Below are 17134 nucleotides of genomic sequence, written 5' to 3' on the forward strand. Positions count from 1 at the left end.
TTTGGACTAAGAGGCCGTCATGCTTCCATCTATACGCCAACTTCCAACGATTCGCCAAACCAATGTCCTGCTTTTCCTGGGCGGTGTGTTCACCATTCTGTGCGGCGTTTACATGGAACACGTCATGAAGCTGGAGCCCTGCCCCCTGTGTATTACCCAACGCGCCTTTTTTGATCTGGTAGGAATCCTGGGGCTAATTGCCGCCATCCACAATCCGCGTGGCAGGGGAATCTGGATTTACGCCCTACTCGGTTTAATTGCCGCCCTGGGTGGTGGTTACTTCGCCCAGCATCAAGTGTGGTTGCAGAGCTTGCCGGAAGACCAAGTCCCTGCATGCGGCCCCGGCTTAGCTTACATGTTTGAAGTGTTCCCCTTTATGGAAGCCATGAAACTCTTGCTGCAAGGCGACGGTACCTGCGCTCACGTGGACAAAGTTTTAGGTTTAAGCTTGCCAAAATGGTCGCTAATTGCCTTTACCGGTTTTGCTTTAATCAACATCTGGCAGTTGATTCGCGGCCTAAAAATTCAAAAAGCCAGTTGATGCACTCGGCAAGATGGCCTATTGTGTCGCCATACCGGTGATGTAAACCCGCGCTTTTAACCAGAGCGCACTTGGCGACTCAGCATCAAGCGTCAGTTGTGCGGCCATAAGCCAAAGAGCACAAACAAACCAAATCCGATAACCAAGCAGTAATCAGGAACACTGAGCATGTTAGAAAATTGCCAAAACGCTAAAGAACGCTGGGGTGGTGTAAGCATCATCATCGACCGCTGGCTACAAGAACGCCAAGACATGTTAGTGCAGTACTGTGACGTTGGCAGTGCAGATCAGAGCGAAGAAATTCGCGGCGAAAAATTGCGTAACCTCTGCCAGATTCTGGTGGATTACGTCTCTGCAGGCCACTTTGAAATTTACGACCAATTGATTAAAGAAGGCCGTGAATTTGATGATGAAGAGGCACTTCACGAAGCCGGTCATTTGTTTACCATCGTTGACGGCACCACCGAAAAGTTGCTCGACTTCAATGACAAGTATCTTGAAACCGATGACCTCAGCAGCCTTGATAGTGACTTATCTCATTTGGGTGAGACTTTGGAAATTCGTTTCAGCGCAGAAGACCGCATGATTTCTGTATTGCACACATCGCATAAAGATTTGGTGAATGGTTAAGCGCTAACACCAAATTTATTGCGAAGAACCCGCCTAGTGCGGGTTTTTTATTGATTTTAAAATCCCCGCATCGCTTTTTCAAAAATTAACTTTTTAAGTATTGGTGTTGAGTTAAAACTCGAAAAGACATAGTAGACGGGAGTCTTCATCCTCGCGTAGCGGGGATCCAGCAGTAAAAAGCTACAATCAAAAGCTGGTTGACGACTCCCCTTTTAATAAAGACCGAGGTAATGGCTCCATCTACCCACTATATTTTCCCCCATAAAAAAACCCGCCGAAGCGGGTTCTTTTAAAGCTGATTAACTCAACTTATTTTTTAGCTGGTTTAGCAGCTGGTTTTTCTTCTGCGGCAGCAGCAGATTTCACTTCCAACAATTCAACTTCGAAAATCAAAGTAGATGCTGGTGGAATTTGTTGCTGGCCTTGATCACCGTAAGCCAAACCTGCTGGAATATATACTTCCCACTTGGAGCCTTGTGGCATCAATTGCAAAGCTTCAACCCAACCAGCGATTACGCCACCTACCGGGAACTCAACTGGCTCGCCACGCTTAACAGAACTGTCAAAAACGGTGCCATCTAACAACTTACCGGTGTAATGAACTTTTACGGTGTCAGTTTGTTTTGGCTTAACACCAGTGCCTTCAGTAATGACTTTGTACTGCAAACCAGATTCGGTAGTTTTTACACCTTCTTTGGTTTTGTTTTCAGCCAGGAATTTCTCGCCAGCAGCTTTGTTAGTTTCAGCTAATTTTTTAGCTTCTTCTTCTTTTTTCTTAGTCATGTTTGTTTTGAATTCTTCCATGATTTTTACCGCATCTTCTTGCGAAATGCGCGGAGCAGAAGCATTCAATTTATCCAATTCAGCTTTTTCTTCTTTGGTCAAAGATTCTGGCGCTTTCGCTTTCAACGCAGCAAGTTTTTCCTGGTCAGCTGGACTTAAAGCATTTTTAGCGTCGTTCAATCCCAAGAGGAAAGAATCCTGATCCAAAGCTATATCATTTTGCTTAATGCCACTACCGATGTTTTGGCCAATCAAGTAGCTTACTTTTTGCTCAAGCGTGTCCAATTTTGGCGCTTGCTTTTTGGCATCTTCTTTACAACCTGCAACTAAGGCTGCAGAAGCCATTAAACCGATAATTGCTAATTTCTTGTTGATCATTTTGCACCCTAGTGGATTACATTTTTAAAGGAATATTGGCTCATGTTTGCCCGAACAATCTAAGCCAAGCACGTGATGGGCAACCTGCAGCTAAACCACGGGTGTAACAGCCCTAACGGGCGCCAATGGTATACCAAAACATTTAAATTGTGCGGTATTTTGCCCATTTTTTCACGGAATACAGCGAATTAGCCGATGCTGGGGAAACGCATGAACGCTTAAGACACGCGGCATGCGGCTTAGTTCTTGAAAACCAACAAAAGCGCCCTATTTATGTTGGCGGCAGTAAGCCTGAGTTACAGAAAACCAAGCAGAAACTAAATTGTCACCTGAATGTAATACTTTTTTGCAGGTCCCCACACTACACTGGCTCACGACTTTTGCCCCCCCTTTTACTTATATATCAAGCAGGATTTTATTATGGCTCCCAGCAACCTTAAAAACCCCTCTATTTCCGATATTGAAGCGCAAATTGCCAAAGTCACAGCCGAGCTTGAAAAGGCGCGCGCGGCACAATACAGCGCTGCTGAAAAAGTTTTTCTCGCTGCGCAAAAACGCACAGCTACCGCCCAGGCAAAGGTAAATGACCTGGCTGCAAAAGGTGGTACTACGGCAGCCGCACAAAGTCGCCTGGCGCTGGCCAGAGCTGCATTGACCGAACAGGAAAACTTATTGGCAGAGGCCAGTGATCAGTTCAATGCTGCGAAAGCCGTGCAAGATGCTGCTGATGAATTTGCCAAAAATGTAGCCTTGGTGCTGTCAGGTAAAAAGCTGGGCAAAAAAGTAAAACTGAACAAACACGAAAAGAAAGTTCTTAAAGAAGATAAAAAAGCCGAGAAGAAACGCGTTAAAGACGCAGAGAAGGCGGCGAAGAAAGAAGCTAAAGCGGCAAAAAAAACCAGCAAGCAAAACGCAAAAGACGAAGCGAAAAAATCTGCACCTGCAAAAACAGAAACCTCAGCACAAACAACACCTGAAGCACCCAAAGCAAAACCTGTAGCGAAAAAAACAGTCACAAAAAAACCAGTGGCTAAAAAAGCACCTGTTAAAAAGCCAGTTCCAAGCGTACAAAATAATCCGGAAGAACAATCACCCACTGAGCCAGTAGAAGCTACGTTACCCGCTCCTATTACCATAGAGAATGTATCGGCCGATACCAGTGCAGAACTGCCTGCAAGCGAAACCGGCAAAGATGTAGTGGTGGAAACAGAAGTGATTCCACCAGCAGAATCTACCCCGAATCAAGATGAAAATGTAGAAAAACCAGTAAACGATTAATTTGAAAGCAATAAAAAAGCGCGCCTGGATGCCCATGGCGCGCTTTTTTATTTTCAAAATTTACTCCATTACTTACACAATACTACCAGCAATTCTTTCGGCGCATTTAATTCAACAATATAGTCTTCAATATTGCTGCTAGCGTTTGCCTTACTAGCTTGAACATTTTTGCTCATCCAATGCTCAATTTCTTCCAACAATTTTTTTTCTGCCAATAGCTCTGCTTGCTTTACCGCGTTACGCAATTGCTCCTGGGTTTCATCTTGCTGATAAGGTTCAAAGGGTGACTTTAGTTGTCTGCGCAGCTGTCGCAAAGGTTCAACTATCTGCGCTGTCCAAGCTGCTACGTGAGTTTTTAAAGCGACAAACTCCTCATCACTGAGCGCTTGATCACAGGTGTCGAGCCAGCGCAGGGCAATTAACAAACACACGTTGGCTTTGTACTCATCCTGCAAACGCAGGCAGGTATCGGCAACCTGCGGCTGCGCATAAAACGCAACCGCAAAATTCCAGAGTGTTTGTGATTTAACCATAGTCTGGCTGTTCAACTTATAAAAATGCTCTTATTGGCTTTTAACAGAAATAACCGACACTGATTGCGGCGCAATAGTGAATTTAAGCTGCCCATTAATTGCTTTCAACGAAAGATTTTTGGGCGACACTACATCAGGTTTAGCAAAACTATTAACGGCATCTATGGTGGGCGCTTTTAATATTTCACCATCTGCACTGGCAATCGATTTGCCCAACAAAGAAAGATCAACATCAATAGATTGTTTGGGATCAATATTAGTTACCGCTACCCAGATGCGTCCTTGATTGTCGCGTGCAGATATAACATCAATTTTTGGCAAATTAATATCACCTTCTTTATACACACCTTGGTCATAGTTGGTCTTAAGCCTTACCGCATTTTGAAATGGAACATACATTCGAAACGCGTGATAGGTTGGCGTTAAGACCATTTTTTCTTTGTCCGTTAAAATCATTGCTTGTAATACATTAATCATTTGCGCAATGTTTGCTCCACGCACGCGATCTGCATGGCGAGCGAAAATATTAAAATTCAATGCGGCGATAATAGCATCGCGTTGGGAATTTTCTTGCTCCAGATAACCGGGGTCTGTGCCTTTAGTTGGCGCGTACCAGGTACCCCATTCATCAACCAAAATACCCACTTTTTTCTCGGGATCATATTTATCCATGATCGCGATATTGGTTTTAATAAAATCATTCATACCCAATGTTTCTTTAATCACACTGGCATATTGTTTTTGGTTAAAACCGGTTGCTGGGATATTGGGCGGCCATCCGTTGCGCGTGTAGCGATGCAATGAAAGCGCTTCAATATTCCACGCCCAGGTTCTTTTGCTCCAGGCGTTCATCACCACTTCCGCGTATTCAGGAAAGCCATCGCCATCAGGTCCAACGGCGACTTGTTGCGTCGGCATATTTTTATTGTGATTGGTGCTGAAATTGGAAAATTGCTTCAGCTTGGTCACATATTCCTCGGCAGTGAATGGCCCGCCGCAACCCCAGACTTCGTTGCCAATTCCCCAAAACGCCACTTCATAAGGTTTGGGATGACCGTTGGCCGCACGCTCTTTTGCCAGGCTGGAATCTTGCGCTGTTAAATACTCGAGCCAATCTGCCGCCTCTTGCACAGTACCCGAGCCCACGTTGGCCGAGATAAAGGCATCTGCGCCAATTTGTTGGATGAAATCAAAAAATTCGTGAGTGCCGAATGAGTTAGGCTCAGGGCGACCAGCCCAACTGGCGTTAATACGGCTGCGCCTGTCTTCTGGTTTGCCTATGCCATCGCGCCAGTGGTACTCATCCGCAAAGCATCCACCCGGCCAGCGAACGTTAGGCACCTTCAAGGCTTTTAGTGCCCCGACTACATCTTTGCGAATGCCGCGCGTGTTGGGGATTGTAGAATCCGGGCCAACCCAAACGCCCTCGTAGACACCGCGCCCCAAATGTTCGGCAAATTGACCGAAAATGTGGCGATTGATTACGGGGCCATCCTGGGCGGGATCTATAGACACCTTAACAGCAGTATTAGCCGAAGCATTGATTGAACTAATACCAAAAACAACACCAATCAAACCGACCAAACGCAGCAATTTCATTGTCGCGCGCCCCAATACAGGAACAAAAACCTTATACATATCCAACCTCATGTTATTCTCCAAGCAGCAATATTAAATATTATATTACAAAACAACATTTCGCTAGAAGATTGGCCTTTTCATCCATCATTTTGACTTATGAATGAGGCTCGCAGTCTGCTAGCATGCGCGCCATGATTCAATTACAAAATATCTCACTGCAGCGCGGCCCCAAATTTCTGTTGGACTCCGCCGACCTCACGATTTACCCGGGCCAAAAAGTCGGCCTGATTGGTGGCAATGGCACTGGTAAATCCACTCTTTTCCAAATGTTGCTCGGCAAACTCGCCAGCGATACCGGCACGCTGGATATTCCCAAGCAGTGGCGTGTCGCCCATATGGCGCAGGAAGTTGGCCACACTACGCGCAGCGCGCTCGATTATGTGCTGGATGGCGATAGTGAATTGCGCCGGCTTGAAAGTGAAATCGCAGCAGCGGGTAGCGATGGCGAAAAGCTTGCTCATCTCTATGGCGATATGGAAAACATTCACGCCTATTCTGCACCGGCACGAGCACAACAATTATTAAATGGTTTGGGTTTTAATCCCGGCGACGATGCTCGCCCCGTAACCGATTTTTCCGGTGGTTGGCGGATTCGTTTAAACCTCGCGCAAGCCTTAATGTGCCCGTCAGATTTATTGCTGCTCGACGAACCGACCAACCACCTGGATTTGGATGCAACGCTCTGGCTGGAAGAATGGCTCAAGCGCTACGCCGGCACCTTGATTATTATTTCGCACGACCGCGATTTCCTCGACAACATTGTTGATCGCATCGTTAATATCGAAAAACAAAAACTTGATTTATACAGCGGCAATTATTCTGCCTTCGAACGTCAGCGCGCTGAAAAATTAGCGCAGCAACAGGCGAGCTACGAAAAACAACAAGAGCGCATTGCGCACGTTGAAAATTATATTCGCCGCTTCCGCGCCCAAGCGACCAAAGCGCGTCAAGCCCAAAGCCGTATTAAAGAATTGGAGCGCATGGAAAAAATTTCCGCCGCACATGTGGATTCGCCGTTTACTTTCACCTTTAAATGCTCTGAAAAAATGTCTGTACCTTTGGTACACATTTCCCGCGCAGATATCGGCTATAAAATTTCAGATTCTGAAACTCGAAAAATTTTAGAAAAAGTGGAACTGGCTATTCGCGCTGAAACGCGTATAGGTTTGCTCGGCCCCAACGGTGCGGGTAAATCCAGCTTGGTAAAAACCCTTGCAGGTTCATTACCACTACTTGCTGGTGACCGCACTAACGGCGAACATTTCAAGCTTGGCTATTTTGCGCAGCATCAATTGGAAGCGCTGGATATCAATGCTTCTGCCGCGCTGCATATTCAACGTTTGTCGCCCACAGCGCGCGAACAGGAAATTCGCGATTTCCTCGGCAGTTTTGATTTCCACGGCGATCGTGCTTTCGAACCTATTACACATTTTTCTGGCGGCGAAAAAGCGCGTTTGGCTTTAGCGATTATTGCCTGGGAAAAACCCAACGTATTATTGCTCGACGAACCGACCAACCATTTGGATTTGGAAATGCGCCAGGCCCTCACCATGGCGCTGCAAGATTTTGAAGGCGCGGTGATTATCGTTTCGCATGATCGCCATTTATTGCGCAATACCGTGAATGAATTTTTATTAGTCGCTGATGGTAAGGTAAGTGAGTTTGATGGTGACCTGGAGGACTACTACAAATGGCTGCTACAACAGCGCCAAGCGCAAGCCGCGGTAGAAGAAAAATACACGCCAGAAAATGAGAATAAGGTAGACAAAAAAGCACAGCGCCAGCAATCAGCAGCGCAGCGTCAGCAATTAAAACCACTGACCAATAAATTAAAAAACCTTGAAAGCCAGATGGAAAAATTGCAAACCAAGCTCGCCGATATTGAAACACAGTTAGGTGACAGCAGTATTTACGACGATAAAAACAAAGCCAACCTCCAACAACTTTTGTTAGATCAAGCCAAGCTGCAACAGCAACTTGAAGAGACAGAGGAAAGTTGGTTAGCCGTTAGTGAGGAACTGGAAGCTGCGAGCAACTAGCTCGCGGCTTAATTCTAAAGCAGATTAAAATAGCGACTGTTAACTCACTTATCTATAAGTAGTTACCAGGCACTATTAAGCAACTCGTTATTATTTCAATCGAATTTATAAAAACGCTACTTTCCCCTCGCGAATTCTTTCAATCAGCATAGAATTAGTTCCCCCCCTTGGACTCATTGGGGCGGTGTTCTATTTCATGATTTTCATATTAATAAATATGGGAGAGGGAAATGAAAATTGACAGCAAGAAAGCTTTGGAAAAATTATGTTTGGGTTTGGTTTTTTTCTGTGTACTCACCTCTAATGCGTTTGCGATTATTGTTAATACGATTAAATATGATGAGTTACAACCCGCAGGTGCAGGTACCGATGGGTTGGGATTTATTTGGCGATTGCAATGGGATGGTGTGGCGGGTGACTTGCTGGCAGTACCGACCGGCCCCCTACCGGACTCAGAAACCTATTGGGAGAGCCGCGCGCTTTTTTCGGTGCCTGCATCGGGCGACGAACCTACAGTGACTTTTTCTTCCAAATTGCACAAGCGCCCGGATGCGCTTGGCCATTTAGGTGATCAGGATAGAACCCAGGCGTTAAATTTTATTACCTTTGAAACAGCGCTTTTTACCAGCACAATGGGCGACGGAACCTTTCGCCTCGAGAGTAAGAGTATTGACCATCCTTCCGACTCCGCATTCCATCACAAGGATTTTGTGTTCGTCGATTTTATTAAAGCCAACGGTCAGTTATTTTTTGAAATGCGGGGCGAGCACGTGTTGGTGAGCGAGTCATCTGCCGTCGCGTTATTTTTATTGGGATTCTTGGGGTTGTTTTCCCGGCGCTGGCTATAAAAATTCCGAGACCAAGCCCTGCCTTGGCGGGGCTGTATTTTTAAGGCTTACATCTGGGAAATAAATTTTGAAAGGACTTCAAACTTTTCTGCATCGTTATCCACAAAGCGAATAACCATTTTTACGGTGCTGGAGTCAGGTCGGTTTTCTCCCGCAATAATACTATGTACATAGCCGTTAACCCGCGCCAACCCATTGCCCTCACCCATGTCTATATCCACCACCGCTTGTTCAAACAAGCTGGGAAGTTTTTCCGTGCGCTGTAAAGCACAACTCATTAGCTGCAATGACATTTCACGAATAACACAGGCAAAAATTCGATTATCGGAAAAACGCAGTTGGGCTTGCGCTTTGGGTGTGGATTTAACGGCGGCCACCACAGGCTTGGCAGTTAGCAAAGGCGAGCCCGTTAAGAGCGCCGCGCTACCATTGCCCGCTGCAGCTGCAGCTTTTGGAGCTACGGCTTCCACGCGGCCAGCAGTGAGTACATCTATAGAAGCTGCGGCAATACCTTGGGTTGCGGCGCGCGGTGCGGCAGATGAGGGTAATTTGCCAAGCACTTTAAGTTGTTTGTAAACCTTTCTCAGCAGTTCCTCGGCAGAGAAAGGTTTAGAGAGGTAATCAGAAACACCTGATTGAATGGCCTTAACAATATGATCGCGATCACCGCGGCTGCTGATCATCACGAAGGGGGTTTTGGCACCGTTGGGACTGCTGCGCACGTTACGCAGGAATTCTTCGCCGGTCATGAGGGGCATTTCCCAGTCCGACAAAATCATGTCTATATCATTTTGCTTGAAAAGCGCGAGCGCGCGAGCACCATCGGCAGCGTCAAAAATTTCTACGCCGGGAATGCGGTCACGCAACTGTTTTTTAATCATATCGCGAATGAAGGTTGCGTCGTCCGCGACCAGAATTTTCAAAGCCATGAGCTGAAGTCCTTGTGAGTATCTCTTCAGACTAGCTCAATTTATAGGCTTTGCTTAACGCTGCCGTAAATGACGTATAGGTATATTTACTCTCGCAGGCTCATCATCTTCAAGTGAATAACTGCCCTGAGCGGCTTCAACGGCAATGCGCATCCAGAAGATTAGCTCGGCGGGGTGCGTGAGAACATCATCCGGTAACTGAAAGAAATGGGAGTCACCGGACTCGATAGTGGAGGGTAAAAAAGCAGTCATGCGCTTGGCGATATAAAGGCTGCGGGAATAATCGTCGGCCCGAAAATAAAGATGGTCGTTAATGACAATCGCGAACTGTACGCCGTGGTGATAGATCCCGTAGCCGTTAAAAATACGACGATAGGACACCGGGGCCACGTGGCTCATACTTTCTACTGCATGCAGTAAAAAGTGATTGCTTACCGTCATAATTTTCCTGTTTTTATAGATGTTATTTTGACTAGAGTGAGACAAAAAATAAGTGGAACTCTATGTCGCAGCCCAAGTGAATGCAACAAGCTTCTAAGAATGAATTTTTTAATAAGCGAAGCTTAGATGAGTTTTATGGAATATAAAGCCGCAAATGCCAATATTTATAAAAAACTTATCTAACAAACGGGTTTATTTTATATTTCTTCCCGCGTGAACACCCATTCGTACTCGCTCGACAACGCAGAATCAAAGCTGTAACCGGCTACGTCAAATTGTTTGATGGCTTGCGGATCAGTAATTCGATTTTGAATGATGTAAGCGCTCATCATGCCGCGCGCTTTTTTAGCAAAGAAGCTAATGATCTTGTATTGACCGTTTTTTTGGTCTTTGAAGATGGGAGTAATAATCTCGGCTTTTACCAACTTGGGCTTTACTGCGCTGAAGTATTCGTTAGAGGCCAAATTGATCAGCACCTTGGAATCCAGTTCCTTTAACTGTTTGTTGACCGCCTTTGTAATCCTATCGCCCCAGAATTCGTAAAGGTTTTTGCCGCGCGAGTTGGCGAAACCGGTGCCCATTTCCAAACGGTAGGCTTGCATTAAATCCAGCGGCCGCAACAGCCCGTAAAGGCCAGACAGGATGCGCAAATGTTGCTGCGCGAACTGGATATCCTCCGCAGAAAAGCGCTCTGCTTGCATACCTGTGTAAACATCCCCTTGGAATGCAAATATCGCCTGCTTGGCGTTCGTCGGTTTAAAGGGTGTTTTCCAATTGGCGAAGCGATCAAAATTCAAAAGCCCCAGCTTGTCGCTAATGCTCATCAGATTTGAAATGTCGTGCGGCGCTAATGCGCGCAACTCGCTAATGAGCAGTTTGGATTCCTTCAGAAAATCTGCTTGTGTGAACTCAGGGGTCGGCGCAGGCGTTTCAAAATCGAGAGTCTTCGCGGGGGAAATCAATAACAGCATAGAGTTCTAATCATTAAATTTGGGATTAAAAAAATCGGCGTAATTATTCCGGCTTTAAAATATCTTGCCACCAATTCAGTGGTGTTTGGCCGTCGATAGGATCATAGACATTGCCGTACATCCAGGTGCTGCGGCCATCTTTGCCAACGAACTGATTCAATAAATCTTCAAGCACACTAAAACCAACGCTAACGTGTAGGGAATAAACCAGCATACGCGGAGTTTCTACATCCAGATCACCACCCAGCTTTTCAATTTCTGCGGTTAGGGCATCTGCCAAAAGGCTAATATCATCGCGGCTAAAAACGCGCACACTCAAATTGCCACTGCGTTGGACAATTTCGAATTCCTGATTGGGAACATCGCAGCGAATGACATCACCGCTGGCGAGGCCTTTGATAAACGCCGGGGATTTAACGAGTTGCATGTGGCCGTTTTCCAATTCGCGCACATGCATTTTTTCTACAATAGGTTTGCCGTGCGCGCCTAATCCGGCAAAGAGTTCAATCACTTGTAAGGCTTTCATTCACAGTCTCGCAGCTTGGTATTCCAGTTAACTTAGTTTAACGGTGGTTGTGTGGCATTATATCTGAGTTACGCATTCATAATGGGGGTACTGATAATGGTGGTACTAACAATGGTGGCACTAACAATGGGAGGAACCATGAAACATTTAATTCGACTATCTGCCTGCGCGTTGCTTGCCATGAGCATTGTGGGCTGTGCCGTAAACCCGGTGACGGGCAAAAAAGAAATGATCTTCGATTCAGTCGCGCAAGATATAGAAACTGGAAACCAAAATTATTTGCCGAGCCAGCAATCCCAAGGCGGCCAGTATGTGGTGGACCCAGGTTTGACGGCCTACGTGAATCAGGTTGGTAAAAAGTTAGCGGCTGTTGTGACTGACGGGCCTAAATTGCCCTACGAGTTTGTGGTCTTGAATAACGATGTCCCCAATGCCTGGGCTATGCCTGGCGGCAAGCTGGCAATTAACCGTGGGCTCTTGATTCAACTGGAGGATGAAGCCCAGCTGGCAGCCGTTTTGGGCCACGAGATTGTCCACGCCGCGGCGCGTCATGGTGCCAGTGCAAAATCCCAACAAATGGTCGTTGGTGCAGGCGCATTATTGGCGGGTGTTGCTATCGCCAATAAAAAATCCGAATACGGTGCTTTGGCCGTGGGGGCTTTGGCCGTGGGGGCGAATGCCTGGAATTCTAAATACTCACGCGACCATGAAACCCAGTCCGACATTTACGGCATCAAGTACATGCAAAAAGCCGGCTACGACCCACAAGCCGCCGTAGAATTGCAGGAGTTATTTGTACGCATGGCGGAAAAACAGGAACCAAGTTGGTTGGAAGGTTTGTTTGCCAGCCATCCACCTTCACGCGACCGCGTAGCCGCAAACAAAGCTGAAGTTGCCAAGTATCCTAAAGGTGGGGCGCGCAACAAGGAAGCTTTCCAGCGCGCCTTGTCCCAACTTAAAAAAGACAAAGACGCTTACACCGGTTACCAGGATGCAATGAAAGCTGCAAAAGCCAAGCAATACGACAAGGCCTTGTCGCTGGCGGATAATTCAATTCAACAGCAACCTAAAGAAACGCTTTTTTGGGAGTTAAAAGGTAAGTTGTTGCTGCAAAAAGACCAAAACAAAGAAGCGGTTTCTGCGTTGGATAGGGCTATTAACGCTAACCCAAATTTCTTCCGCCCCTATATTTACCGTGGTATGGCGTATAAGGAGTTAGGTAATAGCAGCCTTGCAGAGCGCGATTTGGTTGCAAGCCAAAAACTCCTGCCAACTCAGGAAGCTAGCGAACAGTTAGGCGATATAGCGCTCACCAAAGGTGACCGCGGCACCGCCCGCGCTTACTACGAGCAAGTTGCCGCCGCCGGTGGCGAAGCGGGTGAGCGAGCTAAAGCGAAATTGGCACAATTGCAGTAAAGATTTAGCTGTAAAGATTTAAAAGGAAGTTAAAAAAAGCCCGCGTAATCAAAAGTTACGCGGGCTTTTTTAGTTCGAACAAATAAGCGCGGAGATTTAACAATGTGAAACCGCGCGCCAAAACACCGCTACAAACCTTGATTCACCACCAGTTCGAACAAATTGCTCGCAGGCAAACGCGTTCGTCTCCAACTATTTTTTGCACTTTGTTTTCCCCAGAACGACAGCACTTGCACGCAGGCCTAATGTTGGCTGACGAAACCAGCGCTTGCGTATTATTAATTGGGAAACTCCAACCTCAATTGATCAACCAATACTGGATAGCAGTACTACAGGGAGACCTCCTATTTGCCAGTTGGGGGGTTCGCACCGGCTTTCGTACTCTGTAATAACAATAAATTCTACAGGTACATACATATGAAAAACTCCAGCCCGGCGGGCGTGCTCGCCCATGTTCCAAAAACCTTACTCGCCTTGGCAGGCTTGGCAGGCTTGGCATTTGCCAATATCAGCCTTGCGCAAGTTGCCGTTCCCGGCACCATCCAGGCCGAAAGTTACGCCAGCATGAGTGGCGTACAACTTGAAACCACCACCGATACCGGCGGCGGACAAGATGTCGGTTGGATCGATACCAATGATTGGATGAGTTACAACATCAACGTGGCCAGCGCAGGCTGGTATACCGTGCAATATCGTGTGGCTTCACCTAACGCGACAGGCCAAGTTGTACTGAGCCAAAACTCTACGGACGTAAGCGCTGTTAGCACCATCCCCAACACTGGCGGTTGGCAGGCGTGGACTAACGTGAACTCGCGCGTCTATTTAAATGCAGGTATCCAAAGCCTAGCGGTCTTCGCCAAAACTGGCGGTTTTAATATCAACTGGATCAAGCTCACCGCTGAATCCACCCCGATTACAGCTCTGCCTGCTATCAAGCAAAGCGGTCAATACTGGGTTAATGCCAGCGGTGCACGCGTGAACTTGCGCGGCACCAACGTGGGTAACTGGTTGATTCAGGAATTCTGGATGATGGGCGGTTCCATGACCGGCATCAACGACCAGTGCACGCTCGAATCCAAACTTTCACAACGCTTTGGCAACACTGAAAAAGAACGCTTGATGAAAGTCTTCCGCGACAGCTTCATCACCACCCGCGATTTCGATTTAATGAAAGGCATGGGTATGAACGTAGTGCGCATCCCCTTCTTATATAGTCTCGTCGAAAACGAATATGCGCCTTACACCTTGCGCAGCGACGCTTGGCAGTATTTGGATTGGGCGATTAACGAAGCCGAAAAACGTGGTATGTATGTGATTCTCGATTTGCACGGCGCAGTCGGTGGCCAAGCTGCCGCGAGCGAACAACACGACGGCTGCATTGGCGCTGCGCAAATGTGGACCAACAACACCTACTGGGATCGCACCAAGTGGCTGTGGGATAACATCGCCTCGCGCTACCGTGGCCGTACCGCCATTGCCGCTTACGATTTGTTGAACGAACCTTGGGGCACAGACGCAACCTCTTTGGCAAACCGTTCTTACGAATTGTTTAACGTAGTGCGCGCGAAAGATCCTGATCACGTAATTCTGTTGCCCGGCCATAACAGTGGCATCGATGCCTACGGCAACCCCAACAGCCGCGGCCTCACTAACTCATCATTGTGGATGCACTTCTACCCAGGCTTGTGGGGCTGGAACGACACCGCCACTTACGGCGCAGGCCAAGCCAACATGTACGCCAACTGGTTGCACTGCAATCAAAACGGCACGGGTGAAAGTTGTGATTGGAAAACCAAAATCGACAATTTGAAAACGCCATTCCTCGTCGGCGAATTCCAACCATGGACATTGATGGGTAGCTACGGCGGCCAAATGACGCGCAAAGCCTACGACATATACAACATGTACGGCTGGGCGGCGACCAACTGGGCTTACAAAACCACATCCAACGCTGGCTCAAATGGCAACACAGATTCGTGGGGCTGGGGCATGGTCCAAAACAGCAGCAATGGCGGCACCATGAGCAATATTGATGTGAACACCGCAAGCAGCGCGCAAATCGAAAGTTGGTTCCGCTCATTCGCAACGCAACCATTGGTGCGCAATGAAAACATTGCCTACTGGATGAACTGGAAGCCCACCGTAAACAACCGCGTTGAAGCAGAAATGTTCACCAACCACAGCGGCATTCGCATGGAAACCACAACCGATGCAGGCGGCGGTTTTAACGCAGGTAGCACCGACGACAACGATTGGATGAGCTACCCAATCAACATCCCAACCTCCGGCAACTACACCTTCCAGGTTCGTGTTGCATCACCTTACGCAGGCGGCCAATTAGTGCTGAGTAAAAACGGAGCCGATGTTGGCGTAGTTACAGTACCTAACACCGGCGGCTGGCAAAACTGGCAAACCGTTTCCATCACCGTCAACTTACAAGCAGGCCAACAAGACCTCGCAATTTTTGTAAGAAAAGGCGGCTGGAATATCAACTGGTGGCAGTTGAACGCGCAGTAAGATTTAAAATTGTTTGAGAAAAGAAAAGCCAGTGCAGAAATGTGCTGGCTTTATTGTTTTTTGGGAAGAGTTGGATTTTGGTATCTGAGAAGGATATAGTCAGGGAGATTTAATAAACAGTTAGCCATATGTAGAGAGCGGATGAAAATATACAAGTTCAAGGATTTAAGGCAGAAAAATACTCACAGTCATTTTTTTCAAATCATAGAAGAAAAAAAGATTTGGTGTGCAGCTCCATGCTCCCTAAATGATAGTAGTGAATTTAATTTTTCCATGGACTACACACCTTCGGAGAAGACAGCTGCTTTATTGACGGCTACGATTCAAAAATTTGGATCCTTAGCTTTTCCAGCGTACATGACGGCTTCTTATGCCGTCCTCAATAATAAAATTGAAGAATATGCAAAACCTGAAGTTGATAAAATTATTGAAAACTGTCGAAAAACAATCGGAGTAACAAGTTTTTCATTATCACAAACTGATCCTTGGCTATGGGAAACATATGGCGGACAAGGATTTGGTGCCGTTGTTGAATTTGAAATTTCAGATGAGGATCTAGAGGAAACTTATCATTCAGTTACTTATTCAAGAGCAAGCGTTTTTCACGTCGATCTTTTCTTGGAAGCTGCATTAGGTAATACTGAAAAAGTTTTTAGAAAAATACTTTGCACAAAAACATTAAAGTGGAAGCCAGAAATGGAAATACGCTTTCTTGGGAAAACACCCAACATAAATATTCTATTCGATGCCCCAATAACAGGGGTAATAATCGGAGAAAAAGTTTCCGAACCACTGTCAAAAGAAATAGAAAGAATCTGTATAGAAAATAATATTATGACACATTTTAAAAATACAAAATAACAAAGCCATGTAGTGCTGGTTAGCCACAAAATGGCGTAACCCGCGAATTTTAACTCTTTAATTGCTCGCTAGGCGAGAACCCACCTTAATGGAGCTCCAGCTCCTAAAAAACTTAGCAAGGGAATATGTCATGACAACAGAAAACAATAAAAACATTCAAAATTTAAGCCGAACCAAAAAAATTATTGCTGGGTGTTTGTGGGGTGCAGGAGGCTATCTATTCTATGGTTTATCCAAAATCATCCCGCAATTCCAAGAAACGTTTAATTCGTTTGGAGTGCAACTGCCTACGCTTACGAATATATCTTTGACTTTGGCACCGAGCTATAAGCTCATAGCGTATTTTTGCATTGTTCCCGTACTATTTATTTTCGGCTTAGGCGAGTTTTCGTTTAAAGGCCAAAGGTTATATTTCAAAATAACGCTTATAGCCTTCTTTTCCATGGTCTTTTATTTTTTCCTATCGTTAATTTCACTGTACTTACCAATTTTTACCTTAGGACAAGTCGTATAAAAACTTAAAGACAACCCTGAGCTTGGTTATCATGAAAAGAAAGTACAACTCAAAAAGCGAAGAGGCAATGGAGCGAAAAATACAAACGCTCAACAAAAAGCTAAAGCTAATACTTGGTATTGTTTTCTTAGCAATAGTCGCTTTAGCTGTTTACTCAGTACATTTATGTGAATCTGAAACTAGCGGTAACTGTCGAGGAATGGAAAAACCTTTCTTATACATGTTGAAATCTATCGCAGTTATTTTTAAGTAAGTGGTATAGCATCTAGAAAGTACATTAATTTTTAA

17 protein-coding genes are annotated in these 17134 nt (G+C 46.1%); 10 read left to right on the top strand and 7 right to left on the bottom strand.

Annotated elements, in window-relative coordinates; translation table 11 throughout:
- Positions 1–19: 19 nt before the first annotated feature.
- Positions 20–541, top strand: coding sequence for a disulfide bond formation protein B (locus IE104_RS15095; protein WP_189420040.1), 522 nt, complete (start codon positions 20–22; stop codon positions 539–541).
- 168 nt (positions 542–709) lie between these two features.
- Positions 710–1171 (top strand): sigma D regulator, encoded by a 462-nt coding sequence (gene rsd / locus IE104_RS15100; protein WP_189420041.1) that lies wholly within the window; start codon positions 710–712, stop codon positions 1169–1171.
- A 309-nt stretch (positions 1172–1480) separates the two neighbouring features.
- On the opposite strand, the gene bamJ is transcribed toward rsd, so the two are convergent.
- Positions 1481–2332, bottom strand: coding sequence for a BamJ family beta-barrel-assembly machinery protein (bamJ, locus tag IE104_RS15105; protein ID WP_189420042.1), 852 nt, complete (start codon positions 2330–2332; stop codon positions 1481–1483).
- A gap of 420 nt (positions 2333–2752) precedes the next feature.
- Between bamJ and IE104_RS15110 the strand changes: the two genes are divergently transcribed.
- Positions 2753–3610: a hypothetical protein gene (locus tag IE104_RS15110; RefSeq protein WP_189420043.1), complete on the top strand. Its 858-nt coding sequence runs from the start codon at positions 2753–2755 to the stop codon at positions 3608–3610.
- 68 nt (positions 3611–3678) lie between these two features.
- On the opposite strand, the gene IE104_RS15115 is transcribed toward IE104_RS15110, so the two are convergent.
- Both IE104_RS15115 and IE104_RS15120 read right to left on the bottom strand, forming a co-directional pair.
- Entirely contained in the window at positions 3679–4143 is a 465-nt protein-coding gene (locus tag IE104_RS15115; protein ID WP_189420044.1) for a TIGR02444 family protein, read from the bottom strand.
- A 30-nt stretch (positions 4144–4173) separates the two neighbouring features.
- Positions 4174–5781: an alpha-N-arabinofuranosidase gene (locus IE104_RS15120; RefSeq protein WP_229837981.1), complete on the bottom strand. Its 1608-nt coding sequence runs from the start codon at positions 5779–5781 to the stop codon at positions 4174–4176.
- A gap of 134 nt (positions 5782–5915) precedes the next feature.
- Here IE104_RS15120 and IE104_RS15125 point away from each other — a divergent pair, with 134 nt between their 5' ends.
- A complete protein-coding gene (locus tag IE104_RS15125; protein ID WP_189420045.1) occupies positions 5916–7823 on the top strand; it encodes an ATP-binding cassette domain-containing protein in 1908 nt (635 codons plus the stop codon).
- A 230-nt stretch (positions 7824–8053) separates the two neighbouring features.
- Positions 8054–8671 (top strand): hypothetical protein, encoded by a 618-nt coding sequence (locus IE104_RS15130; protein WP_189420046.1) that lies wholly within the window; start codon positions 8054–8056, stop codon positions 8669–8671.
- Positions 8672–8718: 47 nt separating this feature from the next.
- On the opposite strand, the gene IE104_RS15135 is transcribed toward IE104_RS15130, so the two are convergent.
- From IE104_RS15135 to IE104_RS15150, 4 genes are all read right to left on the bottom strand, one after another.
- Positions 8719–9600, bottom strand: coding sequence for a response regulator (locus tag IE104_RS15135; RefSeq protein ID WP_189420048.1), 882 nt, complete (start codon positions 9598–9600; stop codon positions 8719–8721).
- Positions 9601–9654: 54 nt separating this feature from the next.
- The gene (locus IE104_RS15140; RefSeq protein ID WP_189420050.1) at positions 9655–10041 is read right to left on the bottom strand and encodes a TfoX/Sxy family protein; all 387 of its coding nucleotides are present in this window, start codon (positions 10039–10041) and stop codon (positions 9655–9657) included.
- 197 nt (positions 10042–10238) lie between these two features.
- On the bottom strand, positions 10239–11012 hold the full coding sequence (gene yaaA, locus IE104_RS15145; protein WP_189420052.1) for a peroxide stress protein YaaA: 774 nt from the start codon (positions 11010–11012) through the stop codon (positions 10239–10241).
- 43 nt (positions 11013–11055) lie between these two features.
- Positions 11056–11538, bottom strand: a complete 483-nt coding sequence (locus tag IE104_RS15150) for a DUF4265 domain-containing protein (protein WP_189420054.1) — start codon at positions 11536–11538, stop codon at positions 11056–11058.
- A 138-nt stretch (positions 11539–11676) separates the two neighbouring features.
- Between IE104_RS15150 and IE104_RS15155 the strand changes: the two genes are divergently transcribed.
- The 5 genes from IE104_RS15155 (at position 11677) to IE104_RS15175 (ending at position 17099) form a co-directional block, all read left to right on the top strand.
- Positions 11677–12954 (top strand): M48 family metalloprotease, encoded by a 1278-nt coding sequence (locus IE104_RS15155; protein WP_189420056.1) that lies wholly within the window; start codon positions 11677–11679, stop codon positions 12952–12954.
- Between the two features lie 417 nt (positions 12955–13371).
- A complete protein-coding gene (locus IE104_RS15160; RefSeq protein ID WP_189420058.1) occupies positions 13372–15471 on the top strand; it encodes a carbohydrate-binding protein in 2100 nt (699 codons plus the stop codon).
- A 141-nt stretch (positions 15472–15612) separates the two neighbouring features.
- A complete protein-coding gene (locus IE104_RS15165; RefSeq protein ID WP_189420060.1) occupies positions 15613–16332 on the top strand; it encodes a hypothetical protein in 720 nt (239 codons plus the stop codon).
- Positions 16333–16462: 130 nt separating this feature from the next.
- Positions 16463–16846, top strand: coding sequence for a hypothetical protein (locus IE104_RS15170; RefSeq protein ID WP_189420062.1), 384 nt, complete (start codon positions 16463–16465; stop codon positions 16844–16846).
- A 31-nt stretch (positions 16847–16877) separates the two neighbouring features.
- The gene (locus IE104_RS15175) at positions 16878–17099 is read left to right on the top strand and encodes a hypothetical protein (RefSeq protein ID WP_189420064.1); all 222 of its coding nucleotides are present in this window, start codon (positions 16878–16880) and stop codon (positions 17097–17099) included.
- Positions 17100–17134: the final 35 nt, after the last annotated feature.

Source organism: Cellvibrio zantedeschiae (assembly GCF_014652535.1).
Lineage (GTDB): Bacteria > Pseudomonadota > Gammaproteobacteria > Pseudomonadales > Cellvibrionaceae > Cellvibrio > Cellvibrio zantedeschiae.